The following is a 19934-nucleotide window of genomic DNA, read 5'->3' on the forward strand; positions in this document are numbered from 1 at the left end:
CAGGACCACTTGCGTGCTAGAGGTATCGGCAGATCTGGTCGGGACTGCAGGTGGCGGGCTCCGGCTCTGCGGCGTGGTCGCGTAGCTCGCTGATGTTGTCACGTAGCGCGGTCAGGTGGGCGATCTGGCGCTCGATGGCGACCAGCCGAGCATCCAGCAGGTCACGGACATGGTCACAAGGAGCTCGGCCGCGGTCGCGGATGTCGAGGACCTGTCGGATCTGGGCGAGCGTGAGCCCGGCGGCCTGGCCGCGGTGGATGAAGTCGATCCGGGCGACGGTGTCCGGGTTGTAGTCGCGGTAGCCGGCCGGGGTGCGTTCGGCGGGCGGCAAGAGCCCTTGTGACTCGTAGAAGCGCAGCGTCTTCGTCGTCGTGGCGGCCGTCTCGGCCAGTTCCCCGATCCGCATGTCGACCTCCACTGTTCTCCGGCCCGGGCTTGACCTTCCCCTGCACTGGAAGGTCCAGTATGGCGCGGTCGGATGAGTCCTCAACCATCAGGAGGTACCCCTCATGGGGACGACGTACGACCTTGCCGTCGTCGGGTCGGGTGGCGCGGCGTTCGCCGCGGCGATCAAGGCGACCGGGCTGGGCAAGTCGGTGGTGATGGTCGAGCGTGGTGCTTTCGGAGGCACCTGCCTGAACACTGGCTGCGTGCCATCCAAGGCGCTCATCGCGGCCGCCGAGGCCCGCCACGTCGCAGCGGACGCATCCACCCGGTTCCCCGGAATCTCAACCTCCGCGGCCGGCGTGGACATGCCGGCGCTCGTTGCCGGCAAGCAGGACCTGGTCGAGGACCTCCGGGGCGAGAAGTACATCGACGTCGCCGAGGCCTACGGCTGGCGTGTCGCCAAGGGCCAGGCAGCCTTCGCCGGCACCGCGGACTCCCCAGTCCTGGAGGTCACCGCGGCCGACGGGACCGTTGAGGTGATCGAGGCTGACCAGTACCTGGCCGCCACCGGCTCCCACGCCTGGGCACCGCCTATCGAGGGCCTGGATACCGTGGACCACCTGACCTCCACCACCGCGATGGAACTCACCGACGTGCCCGACTCGCTGCTGGTCCTCGGCGGCGGCTACGTGGCCCTCGAGCAGGCCCAGCTGTTCGCCCGGCTCGGCTCGAGGGTGACCGTGTTGGTGCGTTCGCGGCTGGCATCGAAAGAGGAACCCGAGGTCTCCCGGACGCTGCAGGAGGTCTTCGCCGACGAAGGCATCCGAGTGGTCCGGCGTGCGACCGTGTCCCGGTTGGCCCGCGACGAGGCGACCGGGCAGGTAGTCGCCACTGCCGACGTGTCCGGAGGCGAGCAGGAGTTCCGCGCCGACCACGTCCTGATCGCCCTCGGCCGGCGACCGGTCACCGACGGCCTCAACCTGGGCGCGGTAGGAGTGACGGTCGGCGAGCTCGGCGAAATCGTCGTGACCGATCGGCTGCAGACCTCCAACCCCAGGATCTGGTCCGCCGGCGATGTGACCGGCCACCCCGAGTTTGTGTACGTCGCGGCCTACCATGGCACGACGGTCGCCGAGAACGCCTTCGCCGACGCAGACCGGGCAGTCGACTACACCCGGCTGCCACGCGTGACGTTCACCAGCCCCGCCATCGGCGCGGTCGGGATGACCGAGAAGGAAATCGTTGCCGCCGGGATCCGCTGCGACTGCCGGGTGCTGCCGCTGACCTACCTGACCCGGGCTCGGGTCAACCGCGACACCCGCGGCTTCATCAAAATGGCCATCAACGCCGACACCGGCGAGATCCTCGGCCTGACCGCGGTCACCAAGGACGCCGGCGAACTGGCCGCCGCCGGTGTGCACGTCCTCGGCAAGACCATCACCGAGGTCGCCGACGCGTGGGCGCCCTACCTGACCATGGCCGAAGGCATCCGACTAGCCGCCAAGTCCTTCACCACCGACGTCTCGAAGCTGTCCTGCTGCGCCTGACCGCAGCAGGCACTACCACGCCCAGCACCACCCCCAGATCTCACCGCGACGGAGGCACCCCCATGTCGAACCACATGTCGAACCTCAGCACCGACCTAACCAGCCGGCTCGCCAACACCGAGGAAACCGGCCTCGACGCCGCCCTCCACATTCCGTTGCTTCGGCTGCTGCTCGACGGTGACCCCGTGACCCTCGAGCAGCTCGCCGAGGCCTCCGGCGGCACCGTCGACGACGTTCGCCGTGGCCTCGCCGCCGCCCCGGACACCGAGTACGACGACCAAGGTCGCATCATCGGCCAGGGCCTGACCCTGCGCCCCACCCCGCATCGGTTCACCGTGGCCGGCGAGGAGCTCTACACCTGGTGTGCGCTCGACACCCTCATCTACCCGGCGCTCCTCGAACACGCCGCGGAGGTGGAGTCGGTCTCACCGGTCAGCGGCGAGACGATCCGCGCTACCGTCGACCCCGCCGCCGGTGTTCTCACGGTGGAGCCAGCCACCGCCGTGGTCTCCCTAGTCAACGTCGGTCAGGACCCCTCGATCCGCACCTCGTTCTGCAACCAGGTGCACTACTTCGCCTCGCTCGAGGACGCCCAACCCTGGCTCGAGCAGCACCCCGACGGCGAGGTCATCCCCGTCGCCGACGCGTACCAGATCGGCGCCGCCATCAGCGCCGGACGGCTCAGCCGACTCCAGGTCGACCCGTCCAGCGCGGGCGACAACCACGGCTGCTGCTGACACCGCCACTCAGCACCAGCACGAGACGAGCATCGAGATGACATCCGGCCGCGACAACCAGCCTGGAAGCGGTGGCCTGATCCTGGCCGCCGGCGCCTCGCTTCTCATGGCCTTCGGCTGCGCCCTGCCACTCCTCATCTCCGGTGGCGCGCTTGCTGGCCTCGGCGGGTTCCTCGGCAACCCCTGGGCTCTCGGAGCGGGACTCACACTGTTGGTTCTCGCAGCCGGGGCGACCACTAGGTGTGATGTCCTACGTCGGCCAGAACGGACTGTCCCACGTTCCCGTCGCGGACACGACCGCGCGAGCCGACAAGGTCAGCGCCTCTGTGGAGACGAAGAGCCGGCCGCCAGGGTCGTCGTCGGCGCGACGTACTGACCCGACCCGATGCGGCCGCAACACCTGCAGGTCGTACTTGTCCTCGTAGCGCCTCAGGTACTCCACCACGTGGTCCCGAGGCGGAAAGCCTCGGGTCGCGTCATCCCAGGGCGGCATCATCCAGCCCGGCAGGAGGAGAAGGTGGCCGTGGGGAGAACAGCCGCAACCCGTCCCACGTGGGGGGCCACGCCCCGCCCGGTCGGTCTGCCGCATTCACGATGACGAGCTTGCGGCCCGGCGCGAGTCCAGCCCGCTTCAAGTAGAAGCCGGTGGCTAGCCCCGCCTGTCCGCCGCCGATGTCCACGACATCGACCTCACGCGTCCTCAGGGCCCTCTGGTCCTCGATGATCGACCGCTCCTTCGGGCGAACCGCCGCAGTGTCCCGACCGGGAGCACCTGGTCAACAGAGTGACACCCACGGACACACGCCCGGGACTCGCCAGTTCAAGGGTGGAGTTGATTGCGCGGCCTCTGAGGATGCTCACGTTCAGTGCCATGACCGAGAACAAGGCCCTCACCCTGACCCTCTCCATCCCTGCGCCGCTCACGACGCACCTGTGGTCTAACGCCGCTCCCAACTTCATCTCCGACCAGCCCGACCGCTTCTGGACCTACGACTCCCTGGAGCTGCCGGATCCGCACCTGCCCGTCTTCCGCGACGGCATGATGATGTGGACGGAGAGCATGTCGGACGCCCTGATTCTCCGAGCCTGCGAAGGGCAGCTCGGCCATGCCACCACGCTCCTCTTCGACGAGGCGGGCTTCTCGGCCGGTCCGGTCATCCTCAGCAGCCGTCCCTATCCCGCTTGGGAGAAGGGCGAGATGCGCTGAACGCCAGCTACTGCGCATCACTGCTCCAGCCCTCTTCTCGGCTCACTGTTCATCGGGGGCTTCGGATGGTGCGAGGACCCTCCCGGAGGCTTCCGCCAGCGCCAGCGCCGGCGCTGGTCCAGCGTCCGAGGTAGGTGGTGGGGTACTGCGTCACCGGCCAGGCTCCATCCTGCGCCGGTGCGCGACGGCAGTGCGAGCAGATGACGCCGTAGCCGCTCGCGGCGACCTCAGGCAGTAGGACGACGTGGTCGGCGTGGCGACGGCGGCGGCACTTGCCATGCGGGCAGGGGATCGCCTTCACGTGCGTCTTGGACTGGTTGGCGTAGGCGAGGTAGACGGGCCGTGTGAAGCCCCCGGATCGCCTCTGTGGCTTCACCAGCTCGCGGATCTCGTCTTCGGTCTTGCCCAGGGCGAGCGCGACGTCGAGGATCGGGAGTCCGTGCCGGCGCGTGGCCGTGTCGACGGTGAGCAGGGCGAGGGCGGCGGTGATCCAGGCGGTGTCGTCCGGGACCGCGGCGTCCCCCCACGAGAGGCTCGGATCGGTGTAGGTCGAACGCAGTCGCTCTGTGTAGGCGCTGGTGGGGGAGTTGGGGGTGCCTGGCTGTCGCGTCACCCATCGGTGGAGCTCCTGACGAACCTCGGAGATTGGGTGGTCGACGAGCGCGCACTTGGCGCCCCGAGCCGTGACGCCGTTAGCCACCAGCCACGGCATGACTCGCTTCTTGAGGAGCGTCTCGCGGGTGACCTGGAGCAGGTCCGCGGTGGCCGTCAGGTCCCGGCCCTCCTCGAAGAGGTAGCGCACGACGGTGTCGGTGTTGGCGAGGTTCTTGCCGGTCCGGGTGCGGACGTTGCGGATCCGGCTGGTCAGCGGGAGCTGGGCGTGTCCGCGCGTGGCGAGAGGGAGCAACGCGGTGCACGCCCAGACGACGTCCTCGCCATCGACGTCGAAGCGCCAGTCGATGAACGTCTCGTCGCACAGCGTGCCGAACCTGGACGGACTTTCTCCGTTGTTTCGTGCTGCGGCCTCGAGTCCGGCGACGAGGTGGGCGGCTACCGAGATGTTGGCATGGTCGGGTCGCGTGGTGGCGGATCCGGCGTGGTGCTTGCGGGTCTTCGCCTCGAGCCGTGCGATCTCTGCGTCGAGCGCGGCGACCTTCGTCTTCACGCCGGGGATGTTTGCTGCGTAGGCCTTTGCTTCATCCTCGTCGCCGGCCGCCGCACTGAGTGCTGCCATCGTGCGGTGACCCTTGATCTCTTCCTCCAGCGACGTCCTGGCGGCTGTCTTCAATGCGATCTGGTGGCGCCAGGTCGTGGTCGGGTCGGCATCGTCGCTGCGTCGCTGCGTCTCTGTGAGCTGGGCGATCGTGGTGGGGTCCAGAAGGCTTCTCACGCCGTGGTCGAGGCGGGCGGCGACGGATGCCGCGAGCTCGGTCAAGGAGAAGGTGGCGGCGGTGTGGTCGGGCTTGGTCTCGCCGGGGCCGAAGTAGCTCCACCCGCGCCCGCCGCGAGTTCCCGCGCCGGCGGACTCACGTCGGAAGAGCAGGATCGCGTTGGCCCGACCGCTGTTGTTGACGCGGGCCTGGACGCCCCACTGGGTGGGTTCGTCGTCGTACTTCGACCCGAGGTGGCCCGGCGCGACGACCCAGTTCGGGAAGCACTGGAGCGCCCGGCGGGTCGGGGTGTGGTGGGCCTGTCCGCCGGAGGGCGCCTTGGGGGCTCGGAGCTCGCGCAGGAGTCGCGCGGCCACTTGGCGGCAGACGCGGTCGGGGACTCCGAAGCGGGCGATCTCGTTGCCCTGGTCGTCGGTGGGCCACCCCCACGGTGCGGAGAGGACGTCGAAGTACCCGTACTCGTCGAGGTCGTCGCGGTAGGTGGCCGGGATGCCGTCGAGGACGATGTTGCGGCCTCGGATGTCGTTGCTGAGGCGCCGGAAGTACCTACCCGTCCTGATGAGCTCGACCTTGGCGATGTAGAACCGCACGTCGGCGTCGAAGACGTCGGCGGGGTCCTCGCCGTCCAGGTAGCGAGCGACGTCGAGGTCGCTGGGGAGCGCGCGCGGGTTGGAGCCGCTGCGGCAGAAGAAGCTCTTCGCGGCTCCGTAGGACGCGTTGTCGTCACCGAGTGCTCGAGCGAACGTGTTGTCGAGGTCTGTGTGGTCGCGGCGTGTGATCATGCCCTCCGCCTCGAAGGCCGCGAGCCGGGCAGTGAGGTCCTGGTAGGTCTCGCCGGCGGCATGGGCACGGTAGATCGCCTCGATCACGGGTGCCATCTCGGGTTGGGCCTCCGGGACCAGCCCGCGGTTGCCCTCTTCGACGGAACGGCCGTGCTTGTCCTTCTTGTGGCACCAGCCGTACGGCATCTGCCGTTCGGCAAGAGCCGCACCTCCGGCCTTGTACTTCATCAGTCGCTTGCCCGTCATGCGTCGGCGACGGTTGGGGTCGTCGCTTCCGCCGACGAGGCCGAGGGCGCCGAGGGCGAGCTCATCGCCGGGGATGGACTGGTCGTAGCGCTGGCCGCCGAAGACCATCGTGACGTCGCGGATCTTGCACTTGTTCGTGATCGTGGACCAGTCAGCGCGATCGCGTCCGGCGCGGGTGACGTCGTCGGCCCAGCAGACCTCCCGGAGGGTGGGGAAGTGGTTGAGCAGCGACATGACCAGCACCGTGACGCCGTTCAGGTCCTCGCCGTCGAGGCGGACGATGTGCTTGATCGTCGAGGACAGCGTGATGTTGAGGAACACCACGTCGCCGACAGAGACGACTGCTGCGACCGGCTCGTGACCGGTCGCGTCGTGATGAAGGTCAGCCATGGTGATCCACGTGATGCCGTGCTTCGCTCCGACGTCGGGTTGTGCCGGGTCCCAGGCCTCCTCGGGGAACTGACTGATCTTGGCGATGTCCGGGTCGTTGCAGTAGATGCTGAAGTGGGAATCGCGCTGACCGGCGCTGCCGCCCGCGTCGCGAACGAGGGAGAAGCGGATCAGGTGACCGCTAGTCGGTCGGCCGGCGCCAAGCTTGGTGGCGAGCGGGTTGTAGACCTTGCGGTCGGTGTACTGGGTCAAGGGGTCCTCCTCGGGTAGGTGCGGTGCACCGTGCCGGCGAGGTCGCCCGACGCAATGGATCGATGGAGAAGTTCCGACCCACCGAGATGGGCGAGCACTTCTCCACCTTGGGGAAGAACTTGAAGTTGGCGGCCTCGGGGGCTCACCGTCCGTTCCCGGCCGGTCTGATCGATGCGGCGTCCGGGTCGGTTGCAACGGCAAGGCCTCGGGCCCGCAACCGGTCGCTGATGTCAGGGACGAGGTGTACGGCCGCGTACGCGAGCTGGACGAGGAGCGCGGCGTAGCTGCCGGGGGTCCTGCCGGTCATTGCCGAGACCAACGCGGACCGAACGGCCAGGGCATCGTCGGCTCGTAGTGAGAAGAGCGCCGGGCCGAGGACGGGGTGGTCACTCAAGGCGGTTCGCGGCGCCCATGACCAGCAGGCCTCCACGAGGCAGAACGCGATGAGCACCCGGTCATCGGCTGGGGTGAACGCGAGTCGGGTGGCGAGCCGAGGGCATTCGTCATCTGCTGTGCTTGCAGCGGTCATCAGCGCCACGGCAGCCGCCTCGGCTTCATGGGTCCGCACGCTGCCCTCCTGTCTGTACGGCAGGGTCGGTCGACCCCGTCAGCAAGGCAGGGTGCGCACTGCATTGGACGTGGCAGTGGCAGCGGCACGGCGAGGGGGCAGTCAGGGTTGTGGCGTCGAACCGAACGGCCAGGCCGTTGAGGTGCTCACCGTCACCGGTGCCCACAGCGGCGAGGTCTCCTCGAGCTCGCTGGCAAGCAGGGGAGGAGACAGGGCACGAAGGCGGCTCAGCTCGGCGGTGTACGCCTGGAGCACAAGGTCACGAGTGTTGGCCATGCCTTCAACCCGTGAGCGCGCACGTCCTGGGGACAAGATCGCGCGCCCTCTCACTGAACATCCCCACCGAAGACTCTCGTCGTCTACTGTGCAGCGCATTGGGGTCGGCGCGGGGGCGTGGACGGCTTGAGCATCTGCAGGTAGGGGGATCTGGTGATGCGCGAACGCGCTCGAGTCCTGGTGACGGTGAAGGCGCAGCCGGCGCTGAGCCAGAAGCACGGCGAGGTTGTCTGCGTCGCCGGCATTCGGCTCGACGGGGACCGCCCCGAGTGGATACGGCTGTTCCCGGTGCCGTTCCGCGACCTCGAGAAGGTCGTGAAGTTCAAGAAGTACCAGGTCATGGAAGTCGACATCGTTCGGCCTCGCAGCGACGCCCGGCCGGAGAGCCACACTCCCAACATGGACTCCGCCACGCTGGGCGAAGTCGTCGACACCCGACCGGGCGGTTCGTGGCGGCGGCGCTGGGACATCCTGAGCGGCCTGGCCGACCTGCACACGATGTGCGAGCTCAACCGAGGGCAGCGGGAAGGCCGGCCGATGCCGTCCCTCGCGATGGTGCGGCCGGCGAAGGTGCTCGACGTCGAGGTCGACGACACTCCGGACTTCTCCGAAGCCCAGAAGGCGATGGCGCTCATGGCTGCCGAAGCTGACCTGTTCGGGGAGGCGCGCGAGCCGCTCGAGGCGCCGCCGTTCACGGTCCGATACCGGTGGCAGTGCCTTGACGACGACTGCGCAGGCAACCACAGGCAGACGTGCGTCGACTGGGAGGTGGGTGGTGCCGCCCGCAGGTGGCTACGCGAGCACGACCACGAGACTGTGCGGCGCATGCTGAGGGACAAGTGGCTGGGGGAGTTGTGCGGCCCCCAGCGCGACACCTACTTCTTCGTGGGCAACCAGCACCTGCATCAGCAGAGCTACCTCATCCTCGGTGTCTTCTGGCCTCCGCACGATCCCGGCAGGCTCGAACCTCAGCTCACTCTGCTCGACTAGGGCTACCAGAGCCGCGGCGCTGGTGCGACGTCACGCGTAGACCACGCTGCGTCCGGCGGGAATGCGGTCCGCGACACGTTCCGTGACGACCTGTCGGTGGCACCGGTCGTGATCGCGCTCGAAGCACAAGATGGCGACCGTAGAAGTGGCCGTCAGGTCTGCGATGGCTTGCAAGGCTGCCTGCGGCTCGTCGGAGTCGAGCAGGTCGTTGAAGGCCTCGCAGCCGTCCTTGACCCGGCCGTCCCAGAACGGCTGACGGTTCTCCTTCGGGTTCCCCAGCGCCTTCAGGTGCAGGTAGTCGATGCCAGCTGCAGCGAGACGTTCTGCAAGACGGCGCTTCGACAACCCCGGCTTGCGTGACAGCGGTGTCAGGCGTACATCGACGAGGACGCGGACGCCCTGCTCGGTCAGCTCATCAACCAGGTCTTCGGCCGTGCGACCCTCGTATCCGATGGAGACCAGCCGCGGGGAAGACATGCTGCGTACTGTGCCAGACCGTGGCCCCGTGGCCGGCGTTTCGTCGACGCGACATCGGCAGGTCCCAGATGACGAAACAGACGAAAGAACGAAGGAGCCTCGAGAGACTTCTTCGTTCTTTCGTCTGTTTCGTCAGCGCACGGCCGTCAGGATGGAGCTGGGCCTCCCTCCGGACGCTCGGGCCGACACTGTCGCCATGCCCAGGTCGACGAGCTTCAGGACGAGCGCGTCGAGGTCGTACCTGGCCTTGTTCTTGGAGAAGACCTCGCTGACCTGGGTCCGGTTGAGGCCCGCGGCGCCGGCCGCGGACACTGCGGAGTAGAGGCGATCCAGGTCGGGGTTGCCGAGGGTGGCTCCCCAGATGTGGGCGACGGACGCCTCGGAGTACTCCCAGAGCGCCGCCGCGGCGCTGAGGTGGACCGGCTCCATCGTCGTCGACTGGTCGAGCAGCGCGTAGATCGTGGCGAGGCGCAGCATCTGGGGGCTCGCCCGGACGGTGAGCGAGTCGTAGACGTCGCCGCCGGACGGCTGTGACTCGACGATGTTGTACAGCGAGTCCCACCGCTGGCTGAACGCCTCGCTGCGGGCGACCTCGCCGGCACTGCGAGCGAAGGTGACCGCAGCGCGCAGTTCCGTCCCGAACGCATCGACCTCGGCCGGGGCCAGACGCCCGGGCTCCGGAAGGAGCACCCCACGGTGGCTCAGGACGTGGATGAACCGGTTCGCGTACCCGTTGGCGATGTCGACCGGCTTCAGGACCGCCTTGAGCTCGTTGATCGTCACATGGCCGAGCACGGACAGGTGGGGGTGCTCGGCCACGAGCGTCGCCGCCCTCGTCCGGGCGCTGAGCGCGTCGCCGTCCCATGCCGACCGCAGGATGTGGGAGATGATGGAGCCCTGACGTCCTGCGACGGTGAGCAGACGCCCGTACTCCTCTTCGACCAGGAGGAGGCGCTGATCCCCGTGACCCTCGGGACCCTCTGACAGCGTCACGAGTGCCTGGATGAGGGCTTCTCCGGACTGGATTCCACCTCGCAGGTGGCGCGTGGCCATGAAGTCTCCGTCGGCGGCGTCCAGGACGGGCCGTACCGCGGCGGGCGACGTGCCCTTCCGTGCGCGGGCTGATGATCCGACCACCACGCCGAAGAGGATCGGGTAGTGCTTCTGGTGTCCGACGCTGACGTAGGCGCTTCGGCCCACCATGGCGGCGAAGGAGACGAGCAGGGTCAGGAGCATCGCCGGGGGCGAGGCCTCGGTGAGGGGGGCGAGGGCCTGGACGATCCGTCCGGAGATCCCGTGCAGTGCGTCCGGGCCGAGCTCAGGAGGCGTGCTTCGGCTGTCGAGTCGGCTCGCCAGGCGCAGGCGGCCCAAGAGCTCGTACGACGCGTCGGGGGCCGCAGTGCCGTCGGTGACCGCCGGCTGCAGCGTCTGGGCGGTCACAGGGTCACCTCGCTCTCAACGTACTGCCGTGCCGCCAGGCGCATGACCGAGGCCACGGACCTGTCCTCGGCTGCGGCGCGTGCCTTGAGGGCCTCACGGAGGTCCTGAGGGAGGCGGACGACGATCGCGACGTCGTTGGCGGGCGCGGGGGAGACGGTGATGGGGGACTGCGTGGAGGTGGGCATGTGGGTCCTTGGTGTGATCGGGCAGATGGGTTGCCGCTGTCGCGACGACTACTGAAAGTCGCCGTCGTCGATCACTCCGCAATCAGGCTCACCCCCCTTCTTGTGTGATCTGGACCACTTGCTTGTGTCGGGCGCCTCCGCGCAGACCTGTGGCAGTGGGCCACACAACAGAGCCCCCGCAGACGGTGGGGGGCATCCGGCCCCCTCTGCTGCGGTCGATACCCGCTGGAGGGTCCACGTGACACCAACGAACCAGCCGCAGCCCGCGCTCGCGCTGGCCGCCACCCCTGCTCCACCCCGTGACCGGGAGACCCGGCGTCTCCTCGACCTCTGGGTGCAGCTCGCCTACCGCACCGCCTCCGCGGCGGCGCACCACAGCCCCGACGAGACGCCGCTCCGGGACCTGCAGCTGCAGGTCGAGGACGCCCTCAACGATCGGCTGGACGACCCGTACCCGCTGCTCGACGAGCTCTGGAGCTGGGAAGCAGCACTGCTCCACGCGGCGGAGACCCCGCCCGAGGACTGCCTGATCTGCCGCAAGGCACGGCTCGGCCTCCCGGCTGACCTGCCGTTGCCGGCTGGTCTGGGAGGTGCCCGATGACCGTCGCCCACATCCCACAGGGAGCAGCTCCGGTCGCCGTGAACACCGACACGGTCGTCATCCACGACCTCTCGGTCACCCACGGTGAGGCGGCGGCGCTCGTCCGGTCCCACATGTCCGAGCACGGTCCCGAAGCGGCTGCGGACCTTGTCCGGCGGGCAATCCCCGTCGGTCTGGTCGCGCTCTCGCTCGGCACTGCCGGCATCGACACCGGCAGCCTCACCCGCACCCTCGACGCGTTCGCCGAGCGGGTGGACGAGAAGTCCGGAGCGGCGCTGGCCAGCCTTGACCAGACGCTGACCCGGCTCCGCGGGGGCGAGGAGGCTGTGGCCCGAGCGGCAGGTGCCGTCCTCGACAAGCTGCCAGCCCAGGTCGAGGCCGCTCTGGCCGGCCAGGCCGGCAACGTCCGGGCCAGCGTCATGGAGGCAGCTCGAGCCGTCCAGGATGCCGGAGTCCAGGAGATCACCACGGCGCTCGCGCGCCACTCCGAGTCGGTGCGTGACGCACTCAGCCTCGATCGGGAGGGACCCGTCCGCATGCTGCGGCAGGACCTCCTCGAGGAGCTGGGCGGCACGCGACGTGAGCTCGGCGAGCAGCTGGCTCTGGTGAAGGGCCTGGTCGAGGCCGCTCAGGTGGCCAAGACCGCTGGCGCCAAGAACAGCCGCGCGATCGGAGCCGCCAACGAGGACGACGCCATGGCGCTCTGCCACGACGTCGTCACAGCCGCCGGTGACCTCTTCGAGCGCACCGGCAGCCAGCCGGGCGCAGGGGGCACGCGTCGCTCGGGCGATGGTGTGGTGACGTTGTCCCAGGCCATCACCGGCCACGGCCGGCAGGTCCGGCTCGTCGTGGAGGCGAAATCGAGAACCAGGCCCTTGTCGGCCAAGCAACACCGCGACGAAGTCGCCAACGCGTGTCGCGTCCGAGACGCGGCCGGCGGTCTGGTGCTCGTACCGAAGAACGAAGAGGTGCCCGGGGGTGGATCGTTCGCCCGCGTGGACACCTGCGCGTACGTCGTCAGTACCGAGCGTGCCGAGACCGTCGAGCTGATCTACCTGCTTCTCCGCGAGCACGTGGCGATGCTGAAGGTCAGGCACGACGACGGCTCCGAGATCGACCTCGACCAGATCGAGACCCGGCTCAACATCGCCCTCGCCAGCATCGAGCAGTTCGACGAGGTCGGACGCCTGGCCAACAGCGCCAAGACCTCGATCGAGAGGCTGATCGTGCTCGGCCGAGACACGCAGATCAAGGTTAGGGACAGCCTGACCGAGGGCATCGCCCTCATGCACCCGTAGAACCAGTGAGGAGGAGCGCATCCATGCGCTCCTCCTCACTCTGCGTCGTCCCTGCCGTGGCCTTTACATCGGCGAGCGGTCCTGCCGCGCAGGGTCATCACCGTCGTAGTGGGTCAGCCAAGCGGGCCACTCATCCGGGTCCATCGGCACCCCGAGGGCGCCGTAGTCGATCATGCCGAACGTCACCTGCTGGTACAGCAGCCGCGCGTAGCGCCTCGCCTCGTCGACGTCGTGTACCAGTGCGCGCAGGGCCTCGAGGCCATGGGCGAGGGTGGCCGGCCGATTTTCCAGCGCCCCCTCCGCGAGGTCTGTCAGGCTGCCTTCGAGGCAGGCCTCCGGCAGGTCCCAGGCGTTGTGGGTGTGTGCGGGCGTCAGGGGCGGTGCTGCGTCGCTGCCCAGCCGTCGAAGGAGTCCGTCGTAGCGGCGTTGCAGGAGGGCAAGGGCTAGCTCGGCTGCGTGAGCGTTGTCCGGCGTTGGGGCAGCGACGTAGTCGAGGAACGCCGCCTCGGCCCGATGGTCGTGGTCGTAGAAGTCGGTCATGTGCGCCACCGTGCCCCGAAGGTGGGGCTGCACAGTGCCCCCTCGAGCCGTACGGATCGCGGCACTGCGGTCATCGCTCCTCGGGGTTGGTCACGAGCCACGGCCACTCGGACACGTCGCCGAGGAGGATGCGGGTCCCCGGGGTGAGGTGGTCGTACAGCCAGACACCGATCCGGCGCGACTCGCGCAGCTGGGCCTCGAGGCGCTCGATCTCACTCAGGAGGTCGAGCAACGCATGCCCGACCTCCTCGACCGTCTCGGCTGGGGCGGGCTCGTCGGACGCCAGGCCCAGCTGCGTCAGCCAGGTCGCACGTCGGCGCCAGTGGGCGCGCTGTTCAGGGGTGCTCATGCCGTCAGGGTCGCGGGTCGATACGACAGCCGCGCGCATCCACTGACGGGCTGTGGACTCGTTCCCGCCGCCGCTACCCGAAGCGCGGGCTGATGTGGAGTCGGTACTTGTGTCCCAACCGGACCGCTTCGATCGCGACGACCTCGGCATCCCAGACGGCCATGCCCTCGTCGCGGAGGACCAACCGGTCGCCCACTGCAGGTTCATGGCCGGCGACGAGGTCGACGTCGTGCAGGTAGGCCACCCCGAGCTGACGCGCTACCGGAGAGAGCTCGATGTCGTAGGTCGTGAGCGGCGCGCTCATGAGCGCGATCTAACCAACCGGCAAGAGCCAGGGCGCACCGAAGTTCTGGACGGATAGCCCGTCGTGAATAACGATTTGATAACGGACGAAGGCGCGGAACTGGGGCTGGTGTGGCTCACGAGACAGATGGGATTCGGACGGCCTTGCGTTGTCCACAGGAGCCGCTCGCGCACCTGGTGGCGAACGACCCATTTAGCGACCTGCTGTTCGCCGACCACAACATGTAGTAGCCAAAGGGGTCCCTAGCTCGTACCCTGTGGATAACTACAGCGCTGTAGTTCTCGACGCTCACAACGTCGCGAATTGCTGAAAGCGCCACGTATCGTGTATCCGGCACGACAACTTCACACCTCAAATGGACGTAGGCCTTGAGTCGACGTGCGTCTGATCTCAAGGCCTACACCGTTTTGCTTGGTCGCTTGCAGTGTAGACACACCTGCCCCCCATCGGGGTAGATCCCGGGCACGGGAATTTGAGAGACAGATCTCACGCGGGTCAGACCTCCGTCGAACCTCTTCGACAGGAGAAACCGACCGATGACCCCTTATTCCACCCGGCTGATGGCCGGTCAGCCACCTGCACCCGTCATCAGCGCTTGCACGCGCGCTACCTCGCTGGAGGTCTCGCGATGAGCGGCATCAACGACGCGTTCGACGACTACCAGAAGCACGTCAACGCCGATGACCCCCAGGTCGTTGAGGCAAGGCGCCGTCGCGACCTGTTCACCGACTCGCTCGGAGGGTGTGACGACGTGGATGAGGTGGTGTCCTCGGGCTCGCTGCGTCGCGGTACGCACCGCGATCCCATCCACGACGTCGACACGATCATCGTGTTCGACGGCGCCGAGCACCCGACATGGGGAACGCCCGGCGAGTCGGCTGGCGAGGCGCTCGACCACACCCGTGCCCTCGTCAACAAGCTGCTCGGTGCGACCAACGGCACGTTCGCCCAGGAGGTGCGGCTCGCCAGTCCGCGCAACCATGCAGTGAAGTGCTTCCTCGACGACCCCGACGCTGACGCCCCCTTCACCGTCGACGCCATGCCCGCTCTGCGGCGCGAGGGGATGTTCCTCGTCCCCGAGAAGCTCAGCGAGAAGTGGATCTACACCGATCCCGAGGAGCTCATCGAGCAGGTCGCCAAGAAACACGCCGAGTGGAACCGCTTCGCCGGCCTGGTTCGCATGCTCAAGGACTGGGCCCACAAGCAGGACCTCGACATCAAGTCGCTGGTCATGGAGATCCTCGCTCTCGATCACATGCCCTCCGGCAACAACCGACCGACCGCCCTCAAGGAGTTCTTCGTCAAGGCCGCCTACCGGGTGGAGTCCCTGACCGCGATCGAGGACCCCGCTGGGGTGTGCGGCGCGATTCAGGCCGACCTGGACATGATCGGTCTCGGCGAGCGTCTGCGGAGCTCGGCGATCCTCGCGAGTGAGGCCATCACGGCGCAGGCGAACAACGACATCCACAAGGCCCTCACCAAGTGGCACGAGATCTTCGGCGAAGGGTTCCCGCCGCCTCCGCCGCCCCCGCCGTCGAAGTCGGGCACGCCCAACCCGTCGCCAGCAGTCGTGCCTCTCGTGCCCGGTGCCGACCCCACTCCGACGACCGAGCCGCAGCGCCGGCCGGTCAAGGACACCCCGCAGGGGTGAGCGGCATGACGAGGCACGACGAGCTGGGACCTCCGATCTACTGGCACGACGCCGAACCGGGCCGTCTGGAACGAGACCTCGCGGATGTCGCCAAGTTCGCGCCCGACTTGGCCTTCACGGCAGGGCCAGGCGCGACACCCGACGATGTCCACCACGGCATGTGGTCCGGACGGCTCCCGATCTGGCCGTTCGACCGCCCCGAGCCGCCCGGACTGACTGACTTGGTCGACGAGGGCCTCACCTGCGAGATCTACTACGCGGCCGCGCATCCTATGGTGCCACCGCGCGTCTACCCGATCGCTCCGGAACCAGGGATCATCGAGCGCAGCCAGCACACGTGGCACGTCGCTCCGGACGGGAGCCTGTGCCTCATGCAGACGGTGGGCGACTGGGATCCGGCGACCAGCGTCGTCGAGCTGCTCGAGAAGGCGTGCGCGTGGCGGATCGAGTACGCGCTCATGAAGGCGGGGGCCATCGAGACCATGACCCTGTCCGGCATCGTGTCGGACGCCTCGCTCGATGGACTGATCGGCCGCGCTAAGGGCCGAGTTGCAGCCCCCGCCACACCGGCGACCTGGTCCGACCAGCAAGGGCAACTACAAGACGGCGAGGTGCGCCCGTGAGCGCGCAAGTGACCCAGATCCTCGTCCCCGCGGCCGTGCGGGAGTACATCGACCACACGAACTTCGCCGGTGGGGAGCTCGCCGCGCAGTTCTCCAACAAGGACGACGACCTGCTGGTAGTCACGATGATGGAGACCGCCGCCAACTACCGAGCACGACCGCGACTCTCGCGGGACTACCGAGCCCTTTCAGACGTCGCAGTCGGCGAGGTCGCCGGTCAGTGGCTGACCAACGTCCCGGCCGGCACCCACCTGTCGCACTGGCAGCTGATGCACCGGCCCGGAACAGCGATCACCTACGACGGCTTCACCGCCATGGTGCCGAACGTGCGCGCTCCGCGTGGGCGCGCGCTGTTGCTCATCACTCACGAGCGCGACATGCCGGAGGACTGGCGAGACGCCGGCGTGCCCGAGTACGCGGGCTGGCACCTCTCGGAGGATGAGGTCACCCCTCTCTCCGTGGCGTTCGAGCCCGACGAGGTCGGAATCGGCCAGCTCGACCCACAGTGGCCCGTCGCTGCGCTGCAGCAAATGCACGTGGGTGTCGTCGGGGTGGGGAGCATTGGCGGGGTTGTCGCAGACGCCTTGGCCGCGTACGGCGTCGGCACCATGGACCTCATCGACCCAGACCGCTTCCTGTGGCACAACCAGGTCCGCCACGTCCTCGGCCCTGAGTCCGTCGGGCTGCTCAAGGTTGACGCACTTGCCGACCGGATCACCCACACGTGGCCGGATACACAGGTGCGCCCGTACCCGGTCAACGTCGTGAGCTCCGCCCACCACATGCGCGCCCTGTTCCCGCGCTACGACGTTGTCGTGTGCGCGGCGGACGGCATCGCGGCGAGGCGAGTTGTAAGTCACCTCGCTCGACGAGCGCAGGTCCCTGCAGTGCTTGCGTGCGTGCTTGACGACGGCGCCGTCGGTGAGGTCATCCGCCTTCGCCCCGGCGGCCGCTACGGGTGCTTGCTCTGCCAGCGCGCCGCACTAATGGCTGGCGGCGGATTGGACCTCGAGGCACATCAGGAGGTCGGCTACGGCACGGGTGACCCGCACCGTCCGATGACTGCGGTCGGACCGGACCTGTGGTTCATCGGCCACCTCGCTGCCAAGGCCGCGGTCGCCACAGTCCTCGAGCAGCAGTACGGCGACCTGGCGCACCGCCTTCCAGGTGAACACGCCGTCGTCGGCCTCCGACCGTCAGCCGACACGCTCCACGCGCCTTTCGACGTCACGACGACCATGGATGTCCGCTGGTCGGAGCTCCCACCACCCAGAGAAGGCTGCCCAACATGCGACCCCCGCTGACCCCGCCCGGGTCAGCGCCACGAGCCCATCGCACACGGGATCCCGATGGCCGATGAGTCGGCAGTGAGGCAGACGTTAGGTCGGGGGACGACCAACGTCCTGATCACCAAGGAAGCCCTCGCTTCGATCGAGCAGCACGTACGGGCTGGAGGTGTCGAGTTGGAAACCGGCGGCATCCTCCTCGGACACGAGACGCCCACGGGCCCTCATGTATCAGTCGCAGGGGGCCCTGGCCCTCGGGCCGTGCGCACGCCGACGTCCTTCAACAGGGACCTCGACCATGCCGAAGAACTCGCTGAGGAGGCATGGCAGCAGCAACGGGCCGTTTGGCTGGGGGAGTGGCACACGCATGTAGACGTTCCTCCGGTGCCTAGCGAGACCGATCTGTCGTCCTACCTCCGACATCTCGACGACGCCGATCTCGGGTTCGACCGGTTCATCAGCATCATCATCGGGCCTGTCGGAGTCTCTGACCCGCCAGCTCGCCTGGACACAGATGACCCCTCGACCTCACGCGATCTCCCGCACGTACGCGACCATCCGCCCACCCTCGTGACGTGGATCATCAAAGGTCAATCCGCAACCGCCGTACCCCTCCGACTAGGAGCCTTGCCATGACCTTGCCCGGATCGTCCGACGAGACGAAGTCAGTGTTCAAGCTCGACGAAGCGTTCCAGCACCTCCAGGACCGTCTGCTGCTCACTCACGCAGGCATCCGGACCGTCACCGGTCACCCGGGCACCCTCGGAGAACAGTCTGAGGCCGACTGGGTCACGATGTTGAACGACTTCCTGCCAGCTCGCTACTCGGTCGGGCCGATCTTCGCCGTCGACTCGCTGGGCGCCTCCAGCCAGCAGATCGACGTCGCCATCTACGACAAGCAGTACTCACCGATGTGGTTCGGTGCCAGCGGCGGAACGAAGTTCGTGCCGGTGGAGAGCGTCTACGCCGTCTTCGAGGCCAAGCCCACGATGAACTCGACCTACCTCACCTACGCACGAGAGAAGGTCGCCTCCGTCCGCAGCCTGCACCGAAGCTCAGCTGCGATCAAGCACGCGGGCGGGACCTACCGCGCGACCGACCCGAGCGAGAAGCACATCATCGGAGGGATCTTGGCGGCTCACTCCTCGTGGACCTCGCACGAAGGCGCAATGGCGAAGCTCGCCGAGCATCTCCCCGCGCCGGGGGAGGAAGACTCCCTCGACATCGGCGTTGCCCTTGACCAGATTGCGTTCGACTACACGCCGGCCCCCGTCGATGGACAGACGGACGAACCAGAGACAATGCTGACTTTCAGCGACCATGAACGCCAGCTCATCCACTTCGCCATCCGATTGTTCGACCAGCTCCAGCGACTCGGCACCGTACTCGCGCTCGACATGCGGGAGTACGAGCGCGCGTTGGGTCAGAGACAGTGACGGCGGGCACGCTGCGGCGGGCCAGCAACAGCGAGGCCATTGTCTCGCTGTGAACCCGCGGCACGCTGATTGTGCTGATCGATTATGTAGAGGCGACCGAAGCTGAACCCAGGACCAGGTGGACGACCAGGTGCGCAACCAGGGAAGTGAGCGTGGATGACCAGACCTAAGAAGCCAGGGTGCGCGGGATCAAACAATGCCCCCGCTACAAATCCGAGAGGCCCTCACAGTCTGACTGTGAGGGCCTCTCGCATGTCCGCATCCATCTCGGCCCCTGCGGCCGAAGCGTGCATCTTCAGTCGCAGACGCGTCTCGCGGGGTGGGTCCAGGAGGACTCCCTACTCGCAGGTCGACGGTGGATCGACTCCTCAGTGTCGGGACCGAGTGTCCGTTTGCTCACGTTCGTACTCCTCCCAGAACCGCAGGGCCGCAAGCTCCATCTCAAGCCCGAGCCGCAGCGGCACCATTCGGACCGCGACGTCCTCGCGGTCAGCGAAGCGCTGCTGAATGTCCTCGTAGGTTGCGATCCTTTCTCGGTGCTGACCGATCTGTGCACGCGCGAGCGCGAGCAGGTCGTCCGGCTCGGCGAACTCACCGAAGAACAGCTTCATTTCCGCGACGTCGCGGACCTGCATCTGTTCGTTGGTCGGCTCGGCGAGCCAGCTCCTGAGCTCCTTCATACCTACGTCGGTGACTGTGTAGGTCTGCCGTCGCCGGCCGTCCTGTTCCGACGAGACGCTCAGCAGCCCCAGCTCGACGAGCCGTTTGGGCTCGGAGTACAGCTGCGCATGGGGAAACGGCCAGAAATAGCCGACCGAGTGACCGATCGCGCGCTTGAGGTCGTAGGAGGTCGTAGCGCCCCGCATCGCGACCATTCCGAGCACCACGTACGACGTCGGTGTCAGTTTGGCAGCCATTGACATGGTCCGAAGCGTACCGTAGCGTCGCAATCAATAGTCCGTTCCGTACGG

General features: G+C 67.7%; 21 protein-coding genes. 11 read left to right on the forward strand and 10 right to left on the reverse strand.

Annotated elements, in window-relative coordinates:
* Window positions 1-16: 16 nt before the first annotated feature.
* Complete coding sequence (locus tag ACNKF0_RS06360; protein ID WP_129457156.1) at window positions 17-406, reverse strand: heavy metal-responsive transcriptional regulator; 390 nt, start codon at window positions 404-406, stop codon at window positions 17-19.
* Window positions 407-509: 103 nt separating this feature from the next.
* On the opposite strand from ACNKF0_RS06360, the gene merA reads away from it, so the two are divergent.
* The 3 genes from merA to ACNKF0_RS06375 all read left to right on the forward strand — a co-directional run bounded on the left by merA (window position 510) and on the right by ACNKF0_RS06375 (window position 3878).
* The gene (gene merA / locus ACNKF0_RS06365) at window positions 510-1934 is read left to right on the forward strand and encodes a mercury(II) reductase (protein WP_129457154.1); all 1425 of its coding nucleotides are present in this window, start codon (window positions 510-512) and stop codon (window positions 1932-1934) included.
* A gap of 62 nt (window positions 1935-1996) precedes the next feature.
* Window positions 1997-2671 carry an organomercurial lyase MerB gene (merB, locus tag ACNKF0_RS06370; protein WP_224745682.1) on the forward strand — a complete coding sequence of 225 codons (675 nt, stop codon included), beginning with the start codon at window positions 1997-1999 and terminating at the stop codon, window positions 2669-2671.
* An 871-nt stretch (window positions 2672-3542) separates the two neighbouring features.
* Window positions 3543-3878, forward strand: a complete 336-nt coding sequence (locus tag ACNKF0_RS06375; protein ID WP_172258571.1) for a hypothetical protein — start codon at window positions 3543-3545, stop codon at window positions 3876-3878.
* A 49-nt stretch (window positions 3879-3927) separates the two neighbouring features.
* On the opposite strand, the gene ACNKF0_RS06380 is transcribed toward ACNKF0_RS06375, so the two are convergent.
* Together ACNKF0_RS06380 and ACNKF0_RS06385 are read right to left on the reverse strand one after the other, a co-directional pair.
* The gene (locus ACNKF0_RS06380) at window positions 3928-6939 is read right to left on the reverse strand and encodes a hypothetical protein (RefSeq protein WP_416956722.1); all 3012 of its coding nucleotides are present in this window, start codon (window positions 6937-6939) and stop codon (window positions 3928-3930) included.
* A gap of 142 nt (window positions 6940-7081) precedes the next feature.
* On the reverse strand, window positions 7082-7507 hold the full coding sequence (locus tag ACNKF0_RS06385; RefSeq protein ID WP_416956724.1) for a hypothetical protein: 426 nt from the start codon (window positions 7505-7507) through the stop codon (window positions 7082-7084).
* Between the two features lie 429 nt (window positions 7508-7936).
* Here ACNKF0_RS06385 and ACNKF0_RS06390 point away from each other — a divergent pair, with 429 nt between their 5' ends.
* Window positions 7937-8773 (forward strand): hypothetical protein, encoded by an 837-nt coding sequence (locus ACNKF0_RS06390; RefSeq protein ID WP_416956726.1) that lies wholly within the window; start codon window positions 7937-7939, stop codon window positions 8771-8773.
* 30 nt (window positions 8774-8803) lie between these two features.
* Here ACNKF0_RS06390 and ACNKF0_RS06395 read toward each other — a convergent pair whose 3' ends face one another.
* The 3 genes from ACNKF0_RS06395 to ACNKF0_RS06405 all read right to left on the reverse strand — a co-directional run bounded on the left by ACNKF0_RS06395 (window position 8804) and on the right by ACNKF0_RS06405 (window position 10875).
* Window positions 8804-9250: a DUF488 family protein gene (locus tag ACNKF0_RS06395; protein WP_172258575.1), complete on the reverse strand. Its 447-nt coding sequence runs from the start codon at window positions 9248-9250 to the stop codon at window positions 8804-8806.
* 132 nt (window positions 9251-9382) lie between these two features.
* A complete protein-coding gene (locus tag ACNKF0_RS06400) occupies window positions 9383-10690 on the reverse strand; it encodes a DUF3987 domain-containing protein (protein ID WP_416956728.1) in 1308 nt (435 codons plus the stop codon).
* Window positions 10687-10875: a ribbon-helix-helix domain-containing protein gene (locus tag ACNKF0_RS06405; protein ID WP_108343946.1), complete on the reverse strand. Its 189-nt coding sequence runs from the start codon at window positions 10873-10875 to the stop codon at window positions 10687-10689. The genes ACNKF0_RS06400 and ACNKF0_RS06405 overlap by 4 nt, the downstream gene beginning before the upstream one ends.
* Before the next feature lie 238 nt (window positions 10876-11113).
* Here ACNKF0_RS06405 and ACNKF0_RS06410 point away from each other — a divergent pair, with 238 nt between their 5' ends.
* Complete coding sequence (locus ACNKF0_RS06410) at window positions 11114-11476, forward strand: hypothetical protein (protein ID WP_416956730.1); 363 nt, start codon at window positions 11114-11116, stop codon at window positions 11474-11476.
* Entirely contained in the window at window positions 11473-12774 is a 1302-nt protein-coding gene (locus ACNKF0_RS06415; protein ID WP_416956732.1) for a hypothetical protein, read from the forward strand. The genes ACNKF0_RS06410 and ACNKF0_RS06415 overlap by 4 nt, the downstream gene beginning before the upstream one ends.
* A 63-nt stretch (window positions 12775-12837) precedes the next feature.
* Here the strand turns inward: ACNKF0_RS06415 and ACNKF0_RS06420 are convergent, their stop codons facing one another.
* From ACNKF0_RS06420 to ACNKF0_RS06430, 3 genes are all read right to left on the reverse strand, one after another.
* The gene (locus ACNKF0_RS06420) at window positions 12838-13314 is read right to left on the reverse strand and encodes a hypothetical protein (RefSeq protein ID WP_416956734.1); all 477 of its coding nucleotides are present in this window, start codon (window positions 13312-13314) and stop codon (window positions 12838-12840) included.
* Window positions 13315-13384: 70 nt separating this feature from the next.
* On the reverse strand, window positions 13385-13663 hold the full coding sequence (locus ACNKF0_RS06425; protein WP_416956736.1) for a hypothetical protein: 279 nt from the start codon (window positions 13661-13663) through the stop codon (window positions 13385-13387).
* 73 nt (window positions 13664-13736) lie between these two features.
* On the reverse strand, window positions 13737-13967 hold the full coding sequence (locus tag ACNKF0_RS06430) for a hypothetical protein (RefSeq protein ID WP_416956738.1): 231 nt from the start codon (window positions 13965-13967) through the stop codon (window positions 13737-13739).
* Window positions 13968-14595: 628 nt separating this feature from the next.
* Here ACNKF0_RS06430 and ACNKF0_RS06435 point away from each other — a divergent pair.
* From ACNKF0_RS06435 to ACNKF0_RS06455, 5 genes are read left to right on the forward strand one after another with little or no spacing between them, the layout of a single operon-like run.
* Window positions 14596-15618, forward strand: coding sequence for a nucleotidyltransferase (locus ACNKF0_RS06435; protein WP_416956740.1), 1023 nt, complete (start codon window positions 14596-14598; stop codon window positions 15616-15618).
* 5 nt (window positions 15619-15623) lie between these two features.
* A complete protein-coding gene (locus tag ACNKF0_RS06440; RefSeq protein ID WP_416958437.1) occupies window positions 15624-16241 on the forward strand; it encodes a hypothetical protein in 618 nt (205 codons plus the stop codon).
* Window positions 16238-17545, forward strand: coding sequence for a HesA/MoeB/ThiF family protein (locus ACNKF0_RS06445; protein ID WP_416956742.1), 1308 nt, complete (start codon window positions 16238-16240; stop codon window positions 17543-17545). Before ACNKF0_RS06440 ends, ACNKF0_RS06445 begins: the two co-directional genes overlap by 4 nt.
* Before the next feature lie 45 nt (window positions 17546-17590).
* The gene (locus tag ACNKF0_RS06450) at window positions 17591-18163 is read left to right on the forward strand and encodes a Mov34/MPN/PAD-1 family protein (RefSeq protein ID WP_416956744.1); all 573 of its coding nucleotides are present in this window, start codon (window positions 17591-17593) and stop codon (window positions 18161-18163) included.
* On the forward strand, window positions 18160-18963 hold the full coding sequence (locus ACNKF0_RS06455) for a DUF6602 domain-containing protein (RefSeq protein ID WP_416956746.1): 804 nt from the start codon (window positions 18160-18162) through the stop codon (window positions 18961-18963). Before ACNKF0_RS06450 ends, ACNKF0_RS06455 begins: the two co-directional genes overlap by 4 nt.
* Before the next feature lie 368 nt (window positions 18964-19331).
* Here ACNKF0_RS06455 and ACNKF0_RS06460 read toward each other — a convergent pair whose 3' ends face one another.
* Entirely contained in the window at window positions 19332-19880 is a 549-nt protein-coding gene (locus ACNKF0_RS06460; RefSeq protein WP_416956748.1) for a PadR family transcriptional regulator, read from the reverse strand.
* Window positions 19881-19934: the final 54 nt, after the last annotated feature.

It is taken from the genome of Nocardioides sp. T5, assembly GCF_048161455.1.
Taxonomy (GTDB): domain Bacteria; phylum Actinomycetota; class Actinomycetes; order Propionibacteriales; family Nocardioidaceae; genus Nocardioides.

Coding starts and splice junctions, on each gene's coding strand:
- ACNKF0_RS06395 (WP_172258575.1), bottom strand. CDS start 9,250: ATGTCTTCCCCGCGGCTGGTCTCCATCGGATACGAGGGTCGCACGGCC.
- ACNKF0_RS06460 (WP_416956748.1), bottom strand. CDS start 19,880: ATGGCTGCCAAACTGACACCGACGTCGTACGTGGTGCTCGGAATGGTC.
- ACNKF0_RS06405 (WP_108343946.1), bottom strand. CDS start 10,875: ATGCCCACCTCCACGCAGTCCCCCATCACCGTCTCCCCCGCGCCCGCC.
- ACNKF0_RS06430 (WP_416956738.1), bottom strand. CDS start 13,967: ATGAGCGCGCCGCTCACGACCTACGACATCGAGCTCTCTCCGGTAGCG.
- ACNKF0_RS06375 (WP_172258571.1), top strand. CDS start 3,543: ATGACCGAGAACAAGGCCCTCACCCTGACCCTCTCCATCCCTGCGCCG.
- ACNKF0_RS06435 (WP_416956740.1), top strand. CDS start 14,596: ATGAGCGGCATCAACGACGCGTTCGACGACTACCAGAAGCACGTCAAC.
- merA (WP_129457154.1), top strand. CDS start 510: ATGGGGACGACGTACGACCTTGCCGTCGTCGGGTCGGGTGGCGCGGCG.
- ACNKF0_RS06450 (WP_416956744.1), top strand. CDS start 17,591: ATGGCCGATGAGTCGGCAGTGAGGCAGACGTTAGGTCGGGGGACGACC.
- ACNKF0_RS06360 (WP_129457156.1), bottom strand. CDS start 406: ATGCGGATCGGGGAACTGGCCGAGACGGCCGCCACGACGACGAAGACG.
- ACNKF0_RS06425 (WP_416956736.1), bottom strand. CDS start 13,663: ATGAGCACCCCTGAACAGCGCGCCCACTGGCGCCGACGTGCGACCTGG.
- ACNKF0_RS06440 (WP_416958437.1), top strand. CDS start 15,624: ATGACGAGGCACGACGAGCTGGGACCTCCGATCTACTGGCACGACGCC.
- ACNKF0_RS06420 (WP_416956734.1), bottom strand. CDS start 13,314: ATGACCGACTTCTACGACCACGACCATCGGGCCGAGGCGGCGTTCCTC.
- ACNKF0_RS06415 (WP_416956732.1), top strand. CDS start 11,473: ATGACCGTCGCCCACATCCCACAGGGAGCAGCTCCGGTCGCCGTGAAC.
- ACNKF0_RS06455 (WP_416956746.1), top strand. CDS start 18,160: ATGACCTTGCCCGGATCGTCCGACGAGACGAAGTCAGTGTTCAAGCTC.
- merB (WP_224745682.1), top strand. CDS start 1,997: ATGTCGAACCACATGTCGAACCTCAGCACCGACCTAACCAGCCGGCTC.